Below are 20,862 nucleotides of genomic sequence, written 5' to 3' on the forward strand. Positions count from 1 at the left end.
AGGAGAAGTTGCCACCAGGTCGGAGAACCGGCAGACCGCGGAGCCGGCTGCCCGCGAGTGGTCGGCTCAGGGTCGGGTACGGCGGGCCTCGCGCCACCGCGCCAGCGACTGCTCCACGTCGACCAACCCGACATGGATCACCGGCCCGTCCAGCCGGCGGCGGTGGGAGTCGCGGATCCGATCATTGAGGGCTTCGATGATCTCGCGGGCGTCGTCCTCCCGGCGTACGTCGGCCAACTGCTCGGGCAACTCGGCGACGTCCTTGCGAAGCTGCAACGACGGCGGGAGCGGCATCGAGATCCGTTCCCGTTCGAGCATCCCCTTCACCCACCAGTCGTCGTCACGCTTGTCGAGGCCGCTGATCGGCTTGCCCTCGCCGGGCAGGTTGGAGAACTCACCGCGCTCGGTCGCCTCCCGCACCACGCGGTCCGCCCACGACTCGCGGTACAGCGGGGTCTCGTCGTCCTCTGGGGTTCGCGGAGGAGTCATACCGTTGGAGACTACCCGGCTGCCCGGACGGGCACTTCGTTCGGACGACGTCGGCCGCCCGTCATCGTCTCGTCACCTGTACGGCCCCGAGGCGTCCACCACGACAGGCACCATTGCCAGATGGAGTTCGCCCACGATCCTTGTCCAACGTTGGGCGCCGTCCGGCCCGATGAAGGCGGCCGAGTCAGCCGGATCCCTGCCTGCACGGGGATGCCGCGATGACGGCCCGGACGATCCGACCGTACGGTGATCGCGCGCTGCTGCTCGACTGCCGTGATCCGGAGGAGGCACTCGCGCTGCACACCGAGCTGGCCGGGCAGCCCTGGGTCGCCGAGGCCATCCCCGGGGCACGGACCCTCCTCGTCCGACTCCACGAACCGCCCACTCCCGAGCAACGTGCCCGACTGGCCGGCGCGCCTGCCACCCCCGAGGCACCGGAGCCCGGTCGACTCGTCGAGGTCGAGGTGATCTACGACGGACCCGACCTCCACCTGGTGGCCGACACGTTGCGGCTGTCGCCGGCCGCGGTGGTGGCCCAGCACACCGGGACCGAGTGGCAGGTCGCGTTCTGTGGTTTCGTTCCCGGCTTCGCGTACCTGCATGATCCGCGCGGCCGGCATCCGCGGGTGCCCCGGCGCACCGAGTCACGGACCGTCGTCCCGGCCGGCTCGGTGGCCATCGCCGCCCAGTGGTCGGGGATCTATCCGCGGCAGGCAGCCGGCGCGTGGAACGTGATCGGCCGCAGCGCCACCCCGATCTGGACGCCGGCCCTTGACCAGCCCACCGTGCTCGGCCCCGGGGACCGGGTCCGATTCATCGCCACCACCGAATCGGCCAGCACCGGATCGCCACTCGTACGGATGTCCGACCCCGGTGGCCGACCGACCGACCGAGCAGGACGGGACGCCCCCGCCAGCGACGCGTTCATCGGCCGGGTGCCGTGATGATCAACTCTAGCCCGTCCGGGGTCCCGGAATCGTTGGTGGTGGAGGAAACCGGCAGCCACGCCCTCATCGAGGACCTCGGTCGACCGGGCCGGGCCCACCTCGGTGTGCCGACCTCCGGAGCCGCCGACAAGGCTTCACTCCGGCTGGCCAACCGACTGGTCGGCAACGATGCCGACGCCGCCGCCGTCGAGTGCCTGTTGGGAGACCTGACCGTACGCGTCTGCGGTCGGCGACCGGTGTGGCTCGCGGTCACCGGCGCCCGCACCACGGTCACCGTGAACGGCCGACCCCAGGCGTCCTCGTCGAGTCTGGTCGCCCACCCCGGCGACATCCTGCGGGTGGAGCCACCGGTCGACGGTGCCCGCAACTACCTTGCGGTGCGAGGCGGGATCGACGTACGACCCCAACTCGGCAGCCGAGCCACCGACGTGCTGTCGGGACTGGGGCCGGGGCCGATCAAGGTCGGTGATCACCTCCCGATCGGCGCGCCCGGTCGTGGCCTGCCCGACACCGACGTCGCCCGGGTCCCGCCGATCAGTCGCCGGTTGCCGATCATGCTCGGCCCGCGGGACGACTGGTTCACCGACGGTGCCCTGGAACGTCTGGTGAACGGCAGCTGGTTGGTCGCACCGGCCACGGACCGGGTCGCCGTACGACTGTCCGGCCCGCAGTTGCCACGCTGGTTCGACGGGCAGCTACCGTCCGAGGCCATCCTGCCGGGGGCCATCCAGGTCCCCCCGTCCGGCCAGCCCGTGATCTTCGGTCCCGACCATCCCGTCACCGGCGGCAACCCGGTGGTGGCCGTGGTGGTGTCCGGCGGGGTCGACGTGATCGGGCAACTGCGGTCCGGCGATCTGGTGTCCTTCGCGTTGGTCGACTGAGTCGGCGGTCGGCGATCCCGGCGTCGACAGCCGGTTGATCTTGGAGAACCTGATCAACAGTTCCATGACGCCGATCGTGACCCCGGCCAGCGCCAGGGCCACCGGTAGCGTCGACGGGCTACCGCTCTGACCGCCCTGGAGCGCATCGTTCACGTCACCCCACAACACGGTCGGGACCAGGATGAACACGTTGTTGAGGGCGTGCGCCATCACCGCCGCCTCGAGTCCACCGGTACGCCAGGCGAGGTAGCTGGCCGTCATCGCGAACAGCAGGTAGTCGAACACCTTCCACCCGTCGAGGTTCGGGTGGCCCGCGGTGAACACCAGCCCGGTCGCCACGGACGCCACGAGGAAGGCCACCAGTGGATGCGGGATCCAGGACGCGATGCCGCGGGTCAGCAGGCCGCGAGCCGCGTACTCCTCCCCCGCCGACTGCAGCGGGGTGGTCAACAGCACCATGATCAACAACGGGATCGCGTCCGGTGACAGCGGCCCCGGCCGATCACCACCGAGGAAGAACGACAGCCCGATGTAGAGCCCGTAGATCGGCACCAGCACCAACGCCGTCCGCGCGAACCACCGCCAGCGGAAGCGTCCGACCACCGACGACAGGTGGCCGGGCCGCTGCCCGTACAGCGCCCACTGCAACAGCATGCACGCCGGGATCAGCAACGCCAGCGCGACGTTGGTGGCCAGGAACAGTGCCGGGGTGATCACCACTTCCAGTGACGTCGGGTCACTGCGACCGGTGACCGCGTCGTAGATCATCGCCGGGACGGCGATCACGATGCTGAGCACGACGTACGCGGCCACCGTGCCGAGCACGGCCAGCAGGCCCTTCCACCACCGGTTGCGCGGCGTCCGGAAGAGGTGGTGGTACGGCGTCGGGGACAGCGGCAGCGACGACGGGCGGACGGGTGGCCCGCCCGAGGGGAGGAGGGTGGGCGGCTGGTGGTGGGGGCCCGATGTCATGTGTCAAGGCTACTGAGCGACGGCTCCACCGCGGGCCCGTTGTCCACAGGGTTCGGCCTGCGCGGCCCGGCACTGGGCCATAGACTCACCGACGTCGGTGACACCCCGACCGAGGAGGACACAGGTGACCATCAGCGAGCCAGGGACCATCGGCAGCGGGACCGGTGGGACCAGCCGGACCATCAGCAAGGTGCTCGTCGCCAATCGCGGCGAGATCGCGGTCCGGGTGATCCGTGCCGCCGCGGACGCCGGGCTGGGCAGCGTCGCCGTGTACGCCGAACCCGACGCCGACGGCCTGTTCGTCAGGCTGGCCGACGAGGCGTACGCCCTCGGTGGGGCGACCCCGGCCGACAGCTACCTCGACGTCGACAAGGTGCTGGCCGCGGCGACCCGCAGTGGTGCCGACGCGGTCCATCCGGGGTACGGCTTCCTGGCCGAGAACGCGGACTTCGCGCGCGCCGTGATCGACGCCGGGTTGATCTGGATCGGCCCGCCCTCGGCCGCGATCGAGAAGCTGGGTGACAAGGTGCAGGCCCGTCACATCGCCCAGGCCGTCGGTGCCCCGCTGGTGCCGGGGACCGCCGATCCGGTGGCCGACGCCGCCGAGGTGCTCGCCTTCGCCGACGAGCACGGCCTGCCGATCGCCATCAAGGCGGCCCACGGTGGCGGCGGTCGAGGGCTGAAGGTTGCCCGGGACCGCGACGAGATCCCCGAGCTGTTCGAGTCCGCGACCCGTGAGGCGACCGCCGCGTTCGGCCGTGGTGAGTGCTTCGTCGAGCGTTACCTCGACCGGCCGCGGCACGTGGAGACACAGTGCCTGGCCGACGCACACGGCACGGTCGTGGTGGTCTCCACCCGCGACTGCTCGCTGCAGCGCCGCCACCAGAAACTGGTCGAGGAGGCGCCGGCACCGTTCCTGACCGACGAACAGCTTGCGGTGCTGTACCGGTCCTCCAAGGCGATCCTCGCCGAAGCCGGCTACGTCGGTGCGGGGACCTGTGAGTTCCTGGTGGGCACCGACGGCACCATCTCCTTCCTGGAGGTCAACACCCGCCTTCAGGTGGAGCACCCGGTCTCGGAGGAGGTGACCGGCCTGGACCTGGTCCGCGAACAGTTCCGGATCGCCGACGGGGAGGAGCTCGGCTACGCCGACCCGCGACCACGCGGCCACTCGATCGAGTTCCGGATCAACGCCGAGGACCCCGGACGGGGCTTCCTGCCCGCACCGGGCACGCTCGCCAGCTGGCAGCCACCGGCCGGGCCCGGCGTCCGGGTCGACGAGGGCTACCGGCCGGGGCAGACCGTACCGGGCGCGTTCGACTCGTTGATCGCCAAGGTCGTCGTCACCGGCGCGAACCGGCCCAAGGCGCTCGCCCGGGCCCGCCGCGCGCTCGCCGAGCTGGAGGTGACCGGGATGCCGACCGTGGTGCCGTTCCACCGCGCGGTACTCGACGATCCGGCGTTCACCGCCGACGACAGCGCCGGGTTCGGGGTGCACACCCGCTGGATCGAGACCGAGTTCACCGGCCGCATCCCGCCGTACGAGGACCCCACGGCCGAGCAGTCGACCGAGCCGGTGGCCAGGGAGACCGTCGTGGTCGAGGTGAACGGGAAACGGGTCGAGGTGTCCCTGCCCGCCGGTCTGGGCGCGACCGGCGGCAACAGCGGTGCCCGGAAACGGCCGGTACGGCGTCGCGCGGCCACCTCCGGCCCGGCCCCGTCGTCACGGGCCATCACCTCCCCGATGCAGGGCACCATCGTGAAGGTCGCCGTCGGCGACGGGGACCGGGTGGCCGCGGGAGACCTCGTCGTGGTGCTGGAGGCCATGAAGATGGAGCAGCCACTGACCGCGCACCGCGACGGTGTGGTCTCGGGGCTGAGCGCCGGGGTCGGTGCGACGGTGGCCAGCGGTGCGGTGATCTGCGAGATCGTCGACCCCGACTGAGCCCCGGCAGAGCCCCGACTGAACCCCGTCCGCGCCCGCGAGTACGGCCCGTCGCGCGGGCTGGTGCGCGAACGTACACTGGCCAGATGGAATTGTTGGTGTTGCTGCTGGTCGTGGTCGTCGGTGGTGGCGGCCTGTGGCTGCTGGCGCGGCGCAACAACCAGAAGCAGCTCGCGATCGCGGCCGCCGAGGACGAACGGAAGCTCACCGAGGCCAAGCGTCCCGCCGAGGAGGACGTCACCAAGTTCGGTGAGGAGCTGCAGCACCTCGACGCCGACGTCAAGATCAACTCACTCGACGAGGCGATGACGCAGGACTACGAGCGTGCCCTGGACGCGTACGAGGACGCCAAGAAGTCCCTCGACGCGGTCGCCCGCCCCGAGGAGATCAAACACGTCACCGAGATCCTCGACGACGGTCGGTACGCCGTCGCCTGCGTCAAGGCGCGCATCGCCAAGCAGCCGCTGCCGGCCAAGTTGCCGCCCTGCTTCTTCAACCCGGCCCACGGCCCCTCGGTGCAGAAGGTCAGCTGGGCACCGGCCGGTGGCACCGAACGTGACGTGCCGGCCTGCAAGGCCGACGCCGAGCGGGTGCTGGCCGGCGCGGATCCGTACATCCGGACCGTCCAGCTCGGCGCCCAGCGGGTGCCGTACTGGCAAGGTGGCGAGGCCTACCAGCCGTGGGCGAACGGCTACTACCAGAACTGGCGTGGGCACGACATGCTGACCGGCATGATGATCGGCGGCATGTTGTTCGGCGGCTTCGGTGGTGGCGGCATGGGCTCGATGTTCGGCGAGATCGGCGACGGCATCGGCGGCATGTTCGAAGGTGTCGGCGAAGGCATCGGGGAGATCGGCGAGGGCATCGGCGACATCGGTGAAGGCATCGGCGACATGTTCGGCGACCTCTTCGGCTGAACCGCTCCCCCCGACCAGCTCGACGAGCACAAGGACGAGCTCGACGGGCGTCGAACGGCGTCAGCCCCGGCGCAGGCTCGCCACCAGGAAGTCGCTGTCAGGGGTGAACGGCCGTACGTCCCAGGTGCCCAACAGTTGATCGGTGACCAGGCCGGAAGCGGCCGCGTCGGCGAGGAACTCGTCGAAGTCGTAGCCGCGTCCGGCGCCGAAGCCGATCACCGCCCGTCCCGAGTCGGCCAGGTGTGCCGCGATTCCGGCCAGCACGGGGCGTCGGGTGCTGGGAGCCAGGAAGGTCATCACGTTGCCGGCACAGACGATCAGGTCGAAGCCGTCACCGCGCAACTCGGGTCCGAGGTCGAGCTCGGCCAGGTCGGCGCACACCCAGGTCGCGTCCGGATGGACCCTGGACGCCTCGTCGATCAGCACCTGATCGACGTCGACCCCGATCACTGTGTGCCCCACCGTGGCGAGGTGCCCGCCGATCCGGCCGGGCCCGCAGCCGGCGTCGAGGATCCGTGCCGCCCGCGGTGCCATCGCGTCGACGAGCCGGGCCTCCCCCACGATGTCGGCCCCCTGGTCTGCCATGGCCTTGAACCGTTCGATGTACCAACGGGAGTGGTCGGGGTTCTCCTCGACGATCCGCATCCACTGACTCGGCTCGACCATGATCAACTCCTCACCGTGGCGACGGCGTGCAGGTGTTGCTGGCGGGCGGCTTCGGCCAGGGACCCCGACAGCGACGGGTAGACCGTGAACGCCTGGGCCAGTTGGTCGACGGTGAGTCGGGCATGGACCGCGACGGCGAGGGTGTGGATGAGTTCACTGGCACGCGGTGCCACCACCACCCCGCCGATCACGATCCCGGTCAGCGGCAGGCAGAACACCTTCACGAACCCGTCCTGGATGCCCTGCATCTTGGCGCGCGCATTCCCCTTCAGCGGCAGGGTGACGCCGACGGCTCGCACCTCCGCGGTGTCGACGTCGGTCTGGCTCGCCCCGACGGTGGCGATCTCGGGGGCGGTGAACACGTTCGACGAGACCGACTTCAGGTCCAACGGTTGTACGGCGTCGCCGAGCGTGTGCCACATCGCGATCCTGCCCTGCATCGCGGCGACCGAGGCCAACATCAACACGCCCGTGCAGTCGCCCGCGGCGTAGACACCGCGGACCGAGGTGCGCGAAACCTTGTCCACCTTGATGAATCCGCCCTCGTCCACCTCGACACCGGCGGTCTCCAGTCCGAGGTCGGCGGTGTTGGGGATCGAGCCGACGGCGAGCAGGCAGTGGGAACCGGTGACCTCGCGGCCGTCGGTGAGGGTGACGACCACCCCGTCGCCCTCACGCCGGACGCCGGCGGCCCGCGACTTGCCCAGCACCGTCATGCCGCGCCGGGTGAACACGTCCTCGAGCACCTGCGCGGCGTCGGCGTCCTCGCCGGGCAGCACCCGGTCCCGGGAGGAGACCAGGGTGACGTCGACGCCGAGGGCGTCGTACGCGCTGGCGAACTCGGCGCCGGTGACGCCCGACCCGACCACGATCAACTTCTCGGGCAGGTCGTCGAGGGCGTACACCTGGGTCCAGGTGAGGATCCGTTCACCATCGGGTACGGCGTCGGGCAGGATCCGGGGGTGGGCGCCGGTGGCGAGCAGGATGGCATCGGCCTCGATGCGTTCCTCACCGGACTCGGTGGTGACCACCACGGTCTCGGGTCCGTCGAGCCGACCGGCGCCGATGATGATGCGGACCCCGTCGGCGACCAACTTCGCGTAGATGTCGGTGGACTGCTGCTTGGCCAGGCCGAGCACACGTTCGTTCACCGCGGCCAGGTCGACCGACACCGACTCCGGTCCACCGTCGCCGAATCGCAGGCCCAACTGTTCGGAGTCGGTGACCTCGGTCATCACCTCGGCGGTGGCGATCAAGGTCTTGGAGGGGACGCAGTCGGTGAGGACCGCCGACCCGCCGACGAAGTCGTTCTCGATCAACGTCACCTCGCCGCCCAGCTGACTGGCGACCAGGGCCGCCTCGTACCCGCCGGGTCCACCACCGATGATCACCACGCGTGTCATGGCCCGATTGTCGCAGGTGCCACCCGGCCGTCCCGAGGGGCCGGGTGGGAGCTGGGTCAGACGGGCCGCCGGTGACCGTACGAGCGGCCGGTGGTGAGCCTCGACGACGGTTCCCGGCCGGTGCCGAACTGATCGGACCGGCCGCGCTGGATGTCGAACAGGCTCGGCAGCACGGCCAGCACCCCGACCACGAGGATGCCGAAGAGTGCCAGCACGGTGACGATGACAGACAGGTTCTCCATGTCCACCACTCTCCGTGCCGACCGCACACCACACATCGCCCCGACGTCCGGATCGTCGTACGACCACGGTCGGACCGGGGTACGTCGACATCAGCCGCGGGTGGTGTGGCAACCTGCCCCCGTTACGCTGACCACGTGTTGTACGCCGCCTACGGGAGCAATCTCGACCCGCGCCAGATGGCGCAGCGTTGCCCACACTCACCACTGCGCGGTACCGGGTGGTTGCCGGGCTGGCGACTGACCTTCGGCGGCGACGGCTGGGACGGCGCATTGCCCACCCTGGTTGAGGATCCGGGCCAGCAGGTGTTCGTCGGGGTGTACGACGTGACCCAGCCCGACGCCGCTGCGCTGGACCACTGGGAGTCCGCGACCGACGGGCTCTACCGCCGGTTGACGGTCCGGGTCCAGCTGCTGGAGGGCGAGGCCTCGGCCTGGTTGTATGCCCTGGACGACTTCGAGGGCGGCACGCCGAGTGCGCGGACCATCGGGTTGCTCGCCGATGCCGCCGAGGCGGCCGGCGCACCCGAGGACTACGTGGCAGCCCTGCGGGCGAGGCCCTGCGACAGCGGCTGGTGACAGCCCGGGCGCGGGTCCTCCTGCGCCGTCGCGCCGTGGCGACATATAGTCACGGTGTGTCCGCCGACCCACGACGTTTGGCCGGGGCCGCCGCTGCGATGATCAACCAGCGCTGGGCCCCTGATGGACTGGACCTTGCCTTCGTACTCGGGTCGGGCTGGGCGAACGCGGCCGACGAGTTGGGCGAGCCGGTCGGTGACTGTCCGCTGGCAGACCTGCCAGGCTTCACGAAACCGGCGGTGCCGGGTCATGGTGGCCAGCTCCGGGTGGTCCGGACCGCGACGGGTCGGACGGCGGCGATCCTGACCGGCCGCACCCACTACTACGAGTCGCGTGACGTGACGGCGGTCGCCCACGGTGTCCGGACCGTCGCTGCGGCGGGCGCCACCACGGTGGTGCTGACCAACGGTGCCGGCGGCCTACGTACTGAGTGGCCGCCCGGGACGCCGGTGTTGATCAGCGACCACCTGAACCTGACGGGCGCCTCGCCGCTGGTCGGTCCGACCTTCGTCGACCTGACCGAGGCCTACAGCCCTCGGCTGCGTGACCTCGCCAGGCGCGTGGACCCGGCCCTGCCCGAGGGCGTGTACGCCCAGTTCCCCGGTCCGCAGTACGAAACTCCCGCCGAGGTACGGATGGCGGGGGTGCTGGGTGCCGACCTGGTCGGCATGTCCACCGCCCTGGAGACCATCGCGGCTCGCGAGGCCGGGCTGGAGGTGCTGGGCATCTCGCTGGTCACCAACCCGGCCGCCGGCACCCTCACCGGTGCCACGCTCGCCCACGACGACGTGGTCCGGGCCGGTGCAGATGCCGCCGATGCGCTGCGTGCCCTGCTGGTCGGACTGGCAGGTGTGCTGTGACCGTCCCGAACGCGGTGGTGGACGCCTGGCTGGCGCAGGACCCCGACCCCGTCACCCGGCGCGCCCTGGTCGAGCTGCGGCAACGGGCAGCCATCGACGAGGCTGCGGCGGCCGAGCTCGCCGACGCGTTCGACGGCACCCTGTCGTTCGGGACCGCCGGGTTGCGCGGTGCGCTCGGTCCCGGCCCCAACCGGATGAACCGGGTGGTGGTGATGCGCGCCGCCGCCGCACTGGCCGCCTACCTGCACGACCATGATCAACCGGACCGACCGGGCCCGCCCCGCCCCCATGATCAACCCACGGTTGCCGGGCAACGCCGGACGGTGGTGGTCGGCCACGATGCCAGGCACGGCTCGTACGACTTCGCGCGCGACTCGGCCGCGGTGCTGGCCGGCGCCGGCGTCGAGGTGCTGCTGTTCGACCGGCCCGTCCCGACGCCGTTGGTCCCGTTCCTGGTGCTGGCACAGGGATGTGCGGGCGGTGTGGTCGTCACGGCCTCCCACAACCCGGCCACCGACAACGGCTACAAGGTCTACCTGGGCGACGGATGCCAGCTGGTGTCCCCCGCCGACTCCGAGATCGCGGCCCACATCGACCGGCTCGCCTCGACCCCGGTTGATCAACTCCCGCGCGGCGATGCGGTCAGGTTGATCGGCGACGCGGAGGCCGAGGCCTACCTGGCCGCGATCACCGCCGACCTGCCCGACGGTCCCCGAAAGGTGCGTTGGGTCCACACCGCACTGCACGGGGTCGGCTCGGCGACGATGGTGGCCGCCGCGGCCCGGGCCGGCTTCGACGCCCCCAGCCAGGTGGCCTCGCAACGCGATCCCGATCCGGGCTTCCCCACCGTCGGCTTTCCCAACCCGGAGGAACCGGGCGCTCTCGACCGGGCCCTGGCGCTGGCCGCCGAGATCGATGCCCAGGTGGTGATCGCGAACGACCCCGACGCCGACCGGCTGGCGGTGGCCGTACCGCGTCATGGTGGTCCGGGCTGTGGTGGGTGGCGGCAACTGACCGGGGACGAGGTCGGCGTCCTGTTGGCCGACGACCTGCTCCGCCGCGGCGTCACCGGCACCCTGGCCACCACGGTGGTCTCCTCGACCATGCTCGCCGAGGTCGCCGCCGCGTACGGCCGCCCCGTCACCACCACGCTGACCGGCTTCAAGTGGTTGGGTCGGGTGCCCGGCCTGGTGTTCGCGTACGAGGAGGCCCTCGGCTACTGCTGCACACCCGCGGTGGTGCGCGACAAGGACGGAATCGCCGCAGCCCTGCGGATCCTTGCCCTGGTGGCAGACCTGGCCGCCCACGGCCAGTCGCTGACCGATCGGCTCGCCGAGCTGACCGACCGCTTCGGCGCCCACGCCAGTGATCAACTGAGCCGTCGCCTGACCGACCGGTCAGCCGCCGAGTCGATCATGGAGCGGCTGCGGGCCACCCCGCCGACCCAGCTCGCCGGGCAGCCGGTGACCTGCACCGACCTGGCCGACGGCGGTGACGACCTGCCACCCACCGACGCGCTGGTGCTGACCGGCGACTCGGTCCGGGTGGTGGTGCGACCGTCCGGCACCGAACCGAAGCTCAAGTGCTACCTGCAGGTCCGCGAGCGGCCGGGGGCCGAGCGAGGTCGCACCCGGGCCCGCGAGCGGCTGGCCGCACTGCGGACCGATGTCGGACAGTTGGTGACGCCATGACCGCCGGACGCGCCCTGGTCGACGTACGTCCCAGCGCTCCGCTGGTGATCGGCCTGACGGCCCTGGGGGTCTGGCTGGTCGGCTTCGTGGTGCTCGCCGGGCTGAGCCTGGTGCAACTCCTCACCGGTCACGACGCGAGCCTGTTCGCCGACCACCAGCGCCCCCTGTTGATCATGGCGTTGGCCGCCGGCGTACTGGTCGGTCTCGGTTGGCTGTGGCCACAACGGCTGGTGATCGACGCCGACGGCCTGTCGCTGCGACGATTCGGCCGGCGGCTCCGACTCGACTGGGACGAGGTCAGCCAGGTCCGGGTCGTACAGGGCCGAGGCCTCCGCCGTGCGGCCTGGTTCCTGGCGATCGAGCCGGTACATCACGCCCGGGCCGCCAAGGCACTGCGACAGTTCGACGGGCAGTGCTGGCTGGCGCTGTGGAGCACCCGCGCCGCGACGCAGACCTCGATCGCCCTGCAGCGGCTGGCCCAGCAGAAGTACTCCGGGATGGGCACCACCGACGAGGTGCCCGGCTGGATCCCGACCCGCTGATCGGAGGAGTGCCGGGTCAGAGGTCCAGCAGTGGCGACCAGCTCGGCCCGGTCACCCCGAGTGACTCGTCCAACTTGCGGAACAACGGGGTCGGTTTGTCGAGCGGACGCCCCACCGCGATCGGCGTCGACTCCCACCGCGCCTCCTCGCTCGCGTAGTCACCCATCAGCACCGGGTACGGCACCCCGTCGTCCTCGCTGACCTCACGGATCTGCGGCTGGGCCGCCCACACGCCGGTGCCGCCGAGAGCTTCGTACACCTGTTGCGCGCTGTGCGGCAGGAACGGGGTGAGCAGGGTGTTGCAGTCCTGCACCAGCTGCAGGGCACAGTGCAGCACGGTGTCGCGGCGTGCCGGATCGTCCTTCAGCTTCCACGGCTCCTGATCACTGAGGTACCGGTTGGCGAGCGTGACGATCCGCATCGCCTCGGTGATCGCGTTGCGGAACCGGTTCCGCGACAGGTGCGCGCCGACGGTGTCGAAGGCCGCCCGCGCAGCGGCGAGCAGCTGGGTGTCGACCTCGGTCAGCTCGCCGGCAGCCGGGACCTTGCCGTTGTTCTTGTGGGCCATGGAGATCGAGCGGTTGACCAGGTTGCCCCACTCGTTGGCGAGCTCGTTGTTGTTGCGCCGGACGAACTCGTCCCAGGTGAAGTCGGTGTCGTTGTTCTCCGGGCCGGCGACCGCGATGAAGTAGCGGAGCGCGTCCGGGCCGAACTCGGCCAGGAAGTCACGCACGTAGATCACCCGCGACCGGCTGGTCGAGAACTTCGCACCGCTCATCGTCAGGAACTCGCTGGAGACCACCTCGGTGGGCAGGTTCAGCTCACCGAACGGGCCGAGTGTGCCGCCGGTGTCGCCCTTGCCGTTCTGGCCCAGCAGGATGCCCGGCCAGATGACGGTGTGGAAGACGATGTTGTCCTTGCCCATGAAGTAGTACGCCAACGCCTCGGGGTCGTTCCACCACTTGCGCCACGCCTCCGGATCGCCGGTGCGCCGGGCCCATTCGACCGAGGCCGACAGGTAGCCGATCACCGCGTCGAACCAGACGTAGACCTTCTTCATCGGCTGGTCACGCCAACCCTCCAGCGGGACCGACACACCCCAGTCGATGTCGCGGGTGATGGCCCGCGGCCGCAGGTCGTTGATGAAGTTCTGGCTGAACTTCAACACGTTGGGCCGCCAGTCGGAGCGACGCGACAGCCACTCGGTCAGGCTGTTCGCGAACGCCGGCAGGTCGAGGAAGAAGTGCTCGGTCTCGCGGAACTCCGGGGTCTCGCCGTTGATCTTCGACGTCGGGTTGATCAGGTCGATCGGGTCGAGCTGGTTGCCACAGTTGTCGCACTGGTCGCCGCGTGCGTTGTCGTACTTGCAGATCGGGCAGGTGCCCTCGATGTAGCGGTCCGGCAGGGTCCGGCCGGTCGACGGGCTGATCGCCCCCATCGCCGACTGCTTCACCACGTACCCGTTCTCCAACAGGGCGGAGAACATGTCCTGCACCACCGCAGCGTGGTTGGCGGTGGTGGTGCGGGTGTACAGGTCGTACGACAGCCCCAGCCCGTGCAGGTCGTCGATCAGCTGCCGGTGGTACTTGTCGACGGTCTCGCGGGCGGTCAGGCCCTCCTGGTCGGCCTGCACCGTGATCGCCGTGCCGTGCTCGTCGGAGCCGGACACCATGAGGACGTCGTGGCCGTTCATCCGCAGGTAGCGGCTGAACACGTCGGACGGGACACCGAAACCGGACACGTGACCCAGGTGGCGGGGGCCGTTGGCGTACGGCCAGGCCACCGCTGTCAACACACGAGAACTCATGGGCCCAACCCTAGAGCAGGATCCAGCGCGGCTCCGACCGCTTTCGGCGCAGTGCGGCCGGTCTGCACAGGCCGACTCAGTGGCCGAACACGTCCTTCAGCTCGGCGACCTGCTCGTCGGAGAGCTCGATCTTGCCGGCCTCGGCGTTGGCGTCGACCTGCTCCGGGGTCGAGCTGGAGGGGATCTGGATGCCCATGCCCGGCATCGTCAGCAGGTACGCCAGGGTCAGCTGGCTCACCGAGTGGCCCCACCCCTTCGCCAGCTCGGCGACCTTGGTGACGGTGGCGCGCTGGTCGGCGGTCACCTTGACACCCTCGTCGAACAGCCGGTCACCCTTGCCGACCTTCGCCGGGTCGAGGTAGCGGTCGGTCAGCAGACCGCGGGCCAGCGGCGAGTACGGCACGAATGAGATCCGCTCCGCCGCGCACAGCTCGAGCACCCCGTCGTGGTCGGCGCCGGTGAGCGGGTCGTACCGGTTCTGCACCGCGACCGGACGGGTTCGCCGCGACAGGGTGCTGCTCACCCGCAGGTACGACTCGAGGTTGGCGGCGGTGAAGTTGGAGACGCCGAGGTAGCGCACCAGGTCCTGGCTGACCAGGTCCTCGATGGTCTCCAAGGACTCCTCGATCGGCACGGCGTCGTCGAACCCGTGGAACCACAGCAGGTCGATCGACTCGATCCCCAGCCGGGCGAGGCAGGCCTTGACGCCCTCGATGATCTGCAGCCGGGACAGCCCCGAGTGGTTCGGGGTGGTGCCGTCCATCCCGCCGAAGATCTTGGTGGCCAGCACGATGTCGCGACGTCGCCCCGGGTTGCGCTCGAACCAGGTGCCGATGATCCGCTCCGAGTTGCCGGAGGCGGCGTTGTAGCGGTTGGCGGTGTCCCAGAAGGTCATGCCGACCTCGGCCGCCCGGTCGAGGATGGCCAGTGAGGTCTCCTCGTCGCTGCGGGCACCGTCGCCGGTGTCGGGGTAGCCGAACTTCCAGGTGCCCAGGCCGATGGCGGAGGCCTTCAGTCCGCTGCCGCCGAGGGGGCGGTACGGCATGCCCTGGTATTCGTCGGTCTGGAAGGGGACGCCGTAGAGGTCAGGGTTGGGTTGCCGAGGATCCATGCCCTTGAGCCTATGGGATCGCCGCCGGCACCGGGCAGGTGGTCGCACCCGCACGCCGTCCGGGCACGATCCCCCCAGCGGGGGAGCCCGATCCCCCGTGGGCGGGATGGGCAGCGGCTCCGGAATCGGCAGGCTCGACGCCATGATCACCCATCAGCCAGACGCCACGCCGACCACCGACGCCGACGAGTTCCACAGCACCGCGACCGTGCCACCGGCCCCTGCGGCCGGTGCACCCGACGCCCCACGATCCGGGGCAGGAACGGTGCGCGCCCATCGCCTCACCCTGGCGGCCGGTTGGTCGTTGCTGGCGATCTGCGTGCTGCACACGTTCGCGTTCGCGGTCCACCCGTGGTGGCCGGCCTGGTTCGCGGGCCCGATGCGCACCGAGCAACTGCCGCTCGACGCCGCCGTCCAGTTCTGGGGCCTGCCGGGCGGGTTCGTGGTGCCGGGCGTGCTGTTCGCGCTGTACGTGATCAGCACCGGTCGCCGGGGACGACGAGTCCCGTCGTACGTGGGCATCGTGCTCGGAGTGTGGGCCCTCTGCTGCCTGTGGATCGTCGGCCCCAGCGGTTTCGTGCTGGTGCTGGCGCCGGCGACGCTGTTGATCATCGCGAGCATCCGCGCCCGGCGCTGACCCGTACCGGGGCGGGCCTACTCAGCCGACCACGCGTCGCCCGCCCGCGAGCCGTCCGGCCAACGCCCCCGCGCCCGGGAGTGCGGTGGCGTTGACCGCCAACCGGCGCAGCGCGAGTTGGGCCCGGTTGCCGGGGCAGAAGGTGGCCGCAGCGGTCGGCGCGGTGCGCTGGACGCCGGCGACCTGGGGCCCGAAGCCGTCCTGGTAGCGGTCGATCGCCCGGCCCAGGGCGTCGGCGGTGGGCACCCCGTCGGTGGCCAGCGGCCCGACGAGCCCGCCCAGGTGCCAGCCGCCGGTGATCGCCATCGACACCCCCTGCCCGGCGAGCAGGGAGACGGCGTGCGCGGCATCCCCGGTCAGCACGACCCGGCCCCGGCGCCAGCGCGGCACGACGGACTGCGCGACCGAGTCGCAGTACATGTCGGCCGGCGCGACCGCGAGGGCCCGCCGGATCGTCGGCCCGAGATCGTCGAAGCGGGTACGCCAGTGGGCCGCCACGTCGACCGGCCGGTCGACCTCGTCGGTCCGTTCGATGAACAGGGTCGCCGCGGTTCGTTCGTCGACGGCGTACAGCCCGGCCTGGCGGTGCAGGGTGTCGGTGAGCAGCGGGGTGTCGCCGAGCCAGCGTGCCAGCTCCGGATCCTCGAACAGGTACGCCGCCGACCGGTAGCCGAGGTGGCGGAGGAAGTAGTCCTCGGGGCCCCAGGCGAGCTCCCGCACCCGGGAACGGATGCCGTCGGCGCCGACCAGCAGGTCGCCCTGCCACGTCCGGGTCTCCCCCGTCGCCGTCCGGGTGGTGACGTGGACGTGATCGCCGTGGTCGGCCGCGGCGAGATCGAGGTCGGCGACCCGGTGGCCGTACGCGACGGCCACCCGATCAGGCAGGGTGGCGAGCAGCGAACGTTCGACATCGGGTCGCAGGATGGAGAAGTAGCGACCACCGACCCCGGCCACGATCGCGTCGACGTCGGCCCGGGCGGTGATCCGGGTCTGCTCGTCGACGTAGCGCAGCTCGCGGAACTCCTTGCCGTGTGCCCGCATCTCCGGCAGCACCGCACCCATCCGTTCCGCGGTGTCGTAGCCGGGGCCGAAGAAGTCGATCATGTAGCCGCCGCCGCGCGGCGTGGGAGCAGCCTCGAACAGCTGGACGTCCCAGCCGTGCCGGGCCAGCCCGTGCGCGACGGTCAGGCCGCTGATGCCGGCACCGGCGATCAGCGCCCGAGGCACGTCGGGGCGCTCGGGCAGTTCCGCCGGTGGCAGAACACGTCGTGGGTGTGTCGTGGTCCTCGCCTCGGTGCTCACCTGTTCACCGTAGTGCCAACCCAGGACCCCTGCGGGCCTGTCACGACCGGTCGAGCCAGCCTCCCGGCACCGGCCCGCCCGACGACGAGGCTGGTAGAACTGGACCGTGACCGAGCCGTCGCCGCGTGAGCGGTACCTGACCGTCTTCGGCAGCCGGCCGGTGCTGGCGGCACTGACCGACGACCGGCTGGACGTTGCCCGGATTCACCTCGCCGACAATGCGGCCGGACCCGGGGTCGACGACATCATCGCCGCCGCACACCGGCAGGGCGTCCCGGTCGAGCGGGTCAGCCCGACCCGGGTGAAGCGACTGGCCGGCAACGGCCGACAGGACCAGGGCGTCGTCGCCGACGTCACCGCTCCCCGGATGCGGGGACTCGCCGCATGGTTGGCCGATGCCCCAGCGCAGGCCCAGGTGCTGCTGCTCGACCAGATCACCACCCCGGCCAACGTCGGGATGATCCTGCGGACCGCCACCGCGGCCGGGATCGACGGCATCGTCGTCCCGTTCAACCAGGTCGCCGATCTCGGGCCGTTGGTGATCAAGGCGTCGGCCGGGGTCGCCTTCGACGCCCCGATCCTGCGCTGTCGCACCTCGGTCGAGGCGCTCACCCTGCTGCGGCAGGCCCGGTTCCGGGTGTACGGGCTCGCGGGCGAGTCGGCGACCTCGCTCTATTCGGCCAGCTTCGCCGATCGCGCGGTCTTCTGCCTGGGCAACGAATCCAGCGGACTGTCCGACGCCGTACGCGACAAGGTCCAGGTGTCGGTGGCGATCCCGATGCAGTCGGGCGTGGAGTCACTCAACGTGGCGAGTGCGGCTGCGGTGCTGTGCTTCGAGCTGCAGCGGCGAAGGCTGGCCGGATCACCTCGGTGATCAACTGCTGCCGCTGCGGGTACGGCAGGAAGGCGCTGCGGGCCGCCGCGACGGTGAACCGCTCGAGATCGGCCAGGTCGTAGCCGAACGCGTCGACCAGCAGCCCGAACTCACGCGTCAGCGTGGTACCGCTCTGCAGCCGGTTGTCGCAGTTGACGGTGACCCGCATCCCGGCCCGGACGAGCCGGTCGAACGGGTGCTCGGCGATCGTGGCGGCGACCCCGGTCTGCAGGTTCGAACTGGGGCACAGCTCCAACGGGATCCGCAGGTCACGGACGTAGGCGGCGAGGTCGCCCGGCACCGGCGTCCCCGCCTCGTCGGAGGTGATGTCGTCGATCAACCGCACCCCGTGCCCGATCCGGTTGGCGTGGCACACCTGCACCGCCTCCCAGATCGACGACAGGCCGTCGGCCTCACCGGCGTGGATCGTGTACGGGAAGTTCGCCTCGCGCAGCAGCCGGAAGGCGGCCAGGTGGCGCCCGGGCGGGTTCCCCAGCTCGCCGCCGGCGATGTCGAACCCGCCGACGCCGGCGCGGCGGTGCCGCAGCGCCAGCCCGGCGACCTCTACGGCCCGGTCGCCGTGGCGCATCGCGGTGATCAGTTGGCGGACGCTGATCACGTGCCCAGCAGCCGCTGCGTCCCGGACCCCGTCGTCGATCCCGGCCTGGACCGCCTCGACCGCCTCGTCCATGGTCAACCCGTCACGCAGGTGCTGCTCGGGTGCCCAGCGGGTCTCGGCATGGATCACGTTGTCGGCGACCATGTCCTCGACGAACTCGCGGGCGACACGGCGCAGGTTGTCGGCCGTCTGCAGCACCGCGATCGTGTGGTCGAAGGTGGTCAGGTAACGCTCCAGCGACCCGGAGTCCGCCGCGGCGACGAACCACTCCCCCAGCGCGGTCGGATCGGTGCTGGGCAGCTCGTGGCCGTTCGGCGCCAGGTCGATGATCGTCCCCGGCCGCAGCCCACCGTCCAGATGATCATGGAGCGCCACCTTCGGCAGCGACCTGATCAGTTCGGCGTCCAACACCCTCACTCCTCCTCATCGGTCGGCGACTCGTCAGCCACCGTTCCCCCGCCTGCCCCGCCGCTGTCGCCCGTCGTACGGGTCAGCTCGGCGGGCCCGAAGGCGTACGGCAACACGTGCCGCATCGGCAGCACCCCGGCCGGGGTGTCGACCAACAAGGTGTCACCGCCGAACTCGTGCAGCAGCTGTCGGCACCGCCCGCACGGCATCAGCGCCTCACCGTCGCCGGCAACGCAGGCGAAGGCGACCAGGCGGCCGCCGCCGGTCGCCTGCAGCTGCGACACCAGCCCGCACTCGGCACACAGGCCGACCCCGTACGAGGCGTTCTCCACGTTGCAGCCGGTGACGATCCGGCCGTCGTCGACCAGGGCTGCCGCACCGACCGGGAAGCCGGAGTACGGGGCGTACGCGTGCCCCGCCGCCTCCCGCGCGGAGTCGCGCAACCGTTCCCAGTCGACCGAATCCGGGTCGACCCCGCTGTGCTGCGACGACATGGTCACACCGGAAGCGGTTCGGCGGGGACGAGGTGGTGGTGTGGCCGCCCCACGACCAACTCGCCGGAGCGGACGAACCCTTCCGGCCGGTCGGCGAGCGTCTCCACCAGTCGGGCCCGCCACCCGGCCAAGTCACCACCTCCCGGCGCGGCACTGAGGTCGTGCAGTTCGTCGGGGTCGGCGTCCAGGTCGAACAGGTGCTCACGACCGGTCTGGGTGTACCAGACGTACTTGTGGTGGCCGTCGGTCAGGTAGTGCATCCCGGCGTCGTAGTCGTACTGCCCCGCGTGCTCGCCGTGCAGGTACTCCCGCCAGCCGGTCGCCCCGTCGTCACCAGCGGTGGCCAACGGCAACACGCTCCGGCCGGTGCAGCTGTCGGGGATCGGGACCCCCGCGGCCTCGAGCAGGGTCGGCATCACGTCCTGCAACCCGACCGGCTCGGAGCGGACCACGTCGGCCGGCAGGCCCATCGACCTGGCGGGCTTGAGGAAGAACGGCACGCGGGCCGACGCCTCGTACGGGAACGTCTTGCGCCACATGTTGTGGTCACCCAGCATCTCGCCGTGGTCGGAGGTGAACAGGATCACCGTGTCGTCCAGCAGCTTCGACCGTCGCAGCAGGTCGACGAACCGGCCGACCTGGTCGTCGACGTGGTTGATCATCCCGTAGTAGCCGGCCCGGGCCTGGTGCAGCAGCTGGTCCTCGAGCCGGATCTCCCATGCGTTGATGTCCAGCCCACGTACGGGTTCGTCGAACCGGGGCGCCCAGTCACCGACCTTCGGCCTGCCCAGGTCCATCGCGTCGAACCGGTCGTAGTAGAACTCCGGCGGCGTCATCGGCGGGTGTGGGTCGATGTAGGACAGGTGCAGGAAGAACGGCGCCTCCGGGTCACGGCGACGGACGAAGTCCATCGCCCGACTGGTACTCCAGAAGGTGTGCGTCAGGTGCTCGGGAAGGTGGTTGGGCCGTCCCACCCATCCGTTCGCCGACACCCCGTGGGCGACACCGGGCTCGACGCCCTCGACCGGTCCGTTCCTGGTCAGCCACTCCACGAAGTCGTTGTCGGTCAACCCGCCACCGCCGGAGTGGGTCGAGTCGGCGAGTTCCATGTTCTCGAAGCCGAACCGCTTGCGGGCCGGCGTCATGTGGAGCTTGCCGACCAACTGGGTCTGGTAGCCGGCACGGGCCAGCTCACCGGGCAGGGTGTGCGCGGGATCCCAGGGGGCACTGGTCATCCCGACCATGCCGTGGGCCACCGGCGACTGGCCGCTGAGCAAGGTCCGCCGGGCCGGTACGCAGCTGGGGCACTCGGAGTAGCCGCGCCGGAACAACGCCCCGGACCGGGCGAGATGATCAAGGTTCGGCGTCTGCACCACCGGGTGCCCGTCCACCCCCAGGCAGTCACCACGCTGCTGGTCGGTGGTGATCAGGACGATGTTGGGTCGCTCGGGGTTCGGTCGGCCGATCTCCGTCATGGAC

20 protein-coding genes and 1 pseudogene are annotated in these 20,862 nt (G+C 70.8%); 10 read left to right on the top strand and 11 right to left on the bottom strand.

What is annotated here, in order from left to right; genetic code table 11:
• Nucleotides 1-66 precede the first annotated feature (66 nt).
• Nucleotides 67-489, bottom strand: a complete 423-nt coding sequence (locus ACQBAU_RS14415) for a DnaJ family domain-containing protein (RefSeq protein WP_434548350.1) — start codon at nucleotides 487-489, stop codon at nucleotides 67-69.
• Between the two features lie 218 nt (nucleotides 490-707).
• Between ACQBAU_RS14415 and ACQBAU_RS14420 the strand changes: the two genes are divergently transcribed.
• Nucleotides 708-1,433 carry a 5-oxoprolinase subunit B family protein gene (locus ACQBAU_RS14420; protein WP_465256014.1) on the top strand — a complete coding sequence of 242 codons (726 nt, stop codon included), beginning with the start codon at nucleotides 708-710 and terminating at the stop codon, nucleotides 1,431-1,433.
• Entirely contained in the window at nucleotides 1,433-2,317 is an 885-nt protein-coding gene (locus tag ACQBAU_RS14425; protein WP_465256015.1) for a 5-oxoprolinase subunit C family protein, read from the top strand. Before ACQBAU_RS14420 ends, ACQBAU_RS14425 begins: the two co-directional genes overlap by 1 nt.
• A gap of 243 nt (nucleotides 2,318-2,560) precedes the next feature.
• Here the strand turns inward: ACQBAU_RS14425 and ACQBAU_RS14430 are convergent.
• A pseudogene (locus ACQBAU_RS14430) lies at nucleotides 2,561-3,289 on the bottom strand (CPBP family glutamic-type intramembrane protease); the annotation flags it as partial.
• A 124-nt stretch (nucleotides 3,290-3,413) separates the two neighbouring features.
• Between ACQBAU_RS14430 and ACQBAU_RS14435 the strand changes: the two are divergent.
• Nucleotides 3,414-5,234 (top strand): acetyl/propionyl/methylcrotonyl-CoA carboxylase subunit alpha, encoded by a 1,821-nt coding sequence (locus ACQBAU_RS14435; RefSeq protein WP_465256016.1) that lies wholly within the window; start codon nucleotides 3,414-3,416, stop codon nucleotides 5,232-5,234.
• 86 nt (nucleotides 5,235-5,320) lie between these two features.
• The gene (locus ACQBAU_RS14440; protein ID WP_434548347.1) at nucleotides 5,321-6,151 is read left to right on the top strand and encodes a hypothetical protein; all 831 of its coding nucleotides are present in this window, start codon (nucleotides 5,321-5,323) and stop codon (nucleotides 6,149-6,151) included.
• Between the two features lie 60 nt (nucleotides 6,152-6,211).
• Here ACQBAU_RS14440 and ACQBAU_RS14445 read toward each other — a convergent pair whose 3' ends face one another.
• From ACQBAU_RS14445 to ACQBAU_RS14455, 3 genes are read right to left on the bottom strand one after another with little or no spacing between them, the layout of a single operon-like run.
• Nucleotides 6,212-6,817: a class I SAM-dependent methyltransferase gene (locus ACQBAU_RS14445; protein ID WP_465256017.1), complete on the bottom strand. Its 606-nt coding sequence runs from the start codon at nucleotides 6,815-6,817 to the stop codon at nucleotides 6,212-6,214.
• A gap of 2 nt (nucleotides 6,818-6,819) precedes the next feature.
• Nucleotides 6,820-8,220 carry an NAD(P)H-quinone dehydrogenase gene (locus ACQBAU_RS14450; RefSeq protein ID WP_465256018.1) on the bottom strand — a complete coding sequence of 467 codons (1,401 nt, stop codon included), beginning with the start codon at nucleotides 8,218-8,220 and terminating at the stop codon, nucleotides 6,820-6,822.
• 56 nt (nucleotides 8,221-8,276) lie between these two features.
• Nucleotides 8,277-8,462, bottom strand: a complete 186-nt coding sequence (locus ACQBAU_RS14455) for a hypothetical protein (RefSeq protein WP_465256019.1) — start codon at nucleotides 8,460-8,462, stop codon at nucleotides 8,277-8,279.
• 135 nt (nucleotides 8,463-8,597) lie between these two features.
• Between ACQBAU_RS14455 and ACQBAU_RS14460 the strand changes: the two genes are divergently transcribed.
• The 4 genes from ACQBAU_RS14460 to ACQBAU_RS14475 all read left to right on the top strand — a co-directional run bounded on the left by ACQBAU_RS14460 (nucleotide 8,598) and on the right by ACQBAU_RS14475 (nucleotide 12,131).
• Nucleotides 8,598-9,038: a gamma-glutamylcyclotransferase family protein gene (locus ACQBAU_RS14460; protein ID WP_465256020.1), complete on the top strand. Its 441-nt coding sequence runs from the start codon at nucleotides 8,598-8,600 to the stop codon at nucleotides 9,036-9,038.
• Between the two features lie 98 nt (nucleotides 9,039-9,136).
• Entirely contained in the window at nucleotides 9,137-9,898 is a 762-nt protein-coding gene (locus ACQBAU_RS14465; protein WP_465259514.1) for a purine-nucleoside phosphorylase, read from the top strand.
• Nucleotides 9,895-11,589, top strand: a complete 1,695-nt coding sequence (locus tag ACQBAU_RS14470; protein WP_465256022.1) for a phospho-sugar mutase — start codon at nucleotides 9,895-9,897, stop codon at nucleotides 11,587-11,589. The genes ACQBAU_RS14465 and ACQBAU_RS14470 overlap by 4 nt, the downstream gene beginning before the upstream one ends.
• The gene (locus ACQBAU_RS14475) at nucleotides 11,586-12,131 is read left to right on the top strand and encodes a hypothetical protein (protein WP_465256023.1); all 546 of its coding nucleotides are present in this window, start codon (nucleotides 11,586-11,588) and stop codon (nucleotides 12,129-12,131) included. Before ACQBAU_RS14470 ends, ACQBAU_RS14475 begins: the two co-directional genes overlap by 4 nt.
• 16 nt (nucleotides 12,132-12,147) lie before the next feature.
• Here the strand turns inward: ACQBAU_RS14475 and metG are convergent, their stop codons facing one another.
• Complete coding sequence (gene metG / locus ACQBAU_RS14480) at nucleotides 12,148-13,938, bottom strand: methionine--tRNA ligase (protein WP_465256024.1); 1,791 nt, start codon at nucleotides 13,936-13,938, stop codon at nucleotides 12,148-12,150.
• 76 nt (nucleotides 13,939-14,014) lie between these two features.
• The gene (locus ACQBAU_RS14485; RefSeq protein ID WP_434548338.1) at nucleotides 14,015-15,049 is read right to left on the bottom strand and encodes an aldo/keto reductase; all 1,035 of its coding nucleotides are present in this window, start codon (nucleotides 15,047-15,049) and stop codon (nucleotides 14,015-14,017) included.
• Between the two features lie 142 nt (nucleotides 15,050-15,191).
• Here ACQBAU_RS14485 and ACQBAU_RS14490 point away from each other — a divergent pair, with 142 nt between their 5' ends.
• Nucleotides 15,192-15,686 (top strand): hypothetical protein, encoded by a 495-nt coding sequence (locus ACQBAU_RS14490; protein ID WP_465256025.1) that lies wholly within the window; start codon nucleotides 15,192-15,194, stop codon nucleotides 15,684-15,686.
• Between the two features lie 21 nt (nucleotides 15,687-15,707).
• Here ACQBAU_RS14490 and ACQBAU_RS14495 read toward each other — a convergent pair whose 3' ends face one another.
• Entirely contained in the window at nucleotides 15,708-16,988 is a 1,281-nt protein-coding gene (locus ACQBAU_RS14495; RefSeq protein WP_465256026.1) for an FAD-dependent monooxygenase, read from the bottom strand.
• A 106-nt stretch (nucleotides 16,989-17,094) separates the two neighbouring features.
• Between ACQBAU_RS14495 and ACQBAU_RS14500 the strand changes: the two genes are divergently transcribed.
• Nucleotides 17,095-17,862 (top strand): TrmH family RNA methyltransferase, encoded by a 768-nt coding sequence (locus ACQBAU_RS14500; RefSeq protein ID WP_465256027.1) that lies wholly within the window; start codon nucleotides 17,095-17,097, stop codon nucleotides 17,860-17,862.
• Here ACQBAU_RS14500 and ACQBAU_RS14505 read toward each other — a convergent pair.
• From ACQBAU_RS14505 to ACQBAU_RS14515, 3 genes are read right to left on the bottom strand one after another with little or no spacing between them, the layout of a single operon-like run.
• Complete coding sequence (locus ACQBAU_RS14505) at nucleotides 17,789-18,892, bottom strand: adenosine deaminase (protein WP_465256028.1); 1,104 nt, start codon at nucleotides 18,890-18,892, stop codon at nucleotides 17,789-17,791. The two genes, ACQBAU_RS14500 and ACQBAU_RS14505, sit on opposite strands and share 74 nt — an antisense overlap.
• Nucleotides 18,893-18,894: 2 nt before the next feature.
• On the bottom strand, nucleotides 18,895-19,383 hold the full coding sequence (locus ACQBAU_RS14510) for a cytidine deaminase (protein WP_434548332.1): 489 nt from the start codon (nucleotides 19,381-19,383) through the stop codon (nucleotides 18,895-18,897).
• 2 nt (nucleotides 19,384-19,385) lie between these two features.
• Nucleotides 19,386-20,858, bottom strand: a complete 1,473-nt coding sequence (locus ACQBAU_RS14515) for an arylsulfatase (protein ID WP_465256029.1) — start codon at nucleotides 20,856-20,858, stop codon at nucleotides 19,386-19,388.
• Between the last annotated feature and the right edge of the window lie 4 nt (nucleotides 20,859-20,862).

Source organism: Carbonicoccus niuqiaonis (assembly GCF_050157065.1).
Taxonomy (GTDB): Bacteria; Actinomycetota; Actinomycetes; order Propionibacteriales; family Propionibacteriaceae; genus Avipropionibacterium.